Genomic DNA, 216 nt, shown 5'->3' with positions numbered 1-216 from the left:
TGGAAGAAGTGGTCGTCGATGGTGACGGAGGGCAGGGCGAGGGTGTCGGCGAAGAGGCCGCACAGGATCTCCTCGGCCGGGTCGCGCGGGGCGCGGCCGCCGGGCCCGGCGGTCGGGTCGGGTGCGGGCAGGGCACGGCGGTCGAGCTTGCCGTTGACCGTGCGGGGCAGTTCCTCCAGGACCACGACGGCCGCGGGAACCATGTACTCGGGCAGG

General features: G+C 74.1%; 1 protein-coding gene. It reads right to left on the bottom strand.

Annotated elements, in window-relative coordinates:
- Positions 1–216, bottom strand: a 216-nt coding sequence (locus ADK41_RS16105; protein ID WP_159043984.1) for a hypothetical protein, incomplete at both ends; no start/stop codon positions are given.

The sequence above is a fragment of the Streptomyces caelestis genome (genome assembly GCF_001279005.1).
In the GTDB taxonomy this organism is placed as follows: domain Bacteria; phylum Actinomycetota; class Actinomycetes; order Streptomycetales; family Streptomycetaceae; genus Streptomyces; species Streptomyces heliomycini.
This window is presented reverse-complemented; position numbering and strand designations above follow the sequence as displayed.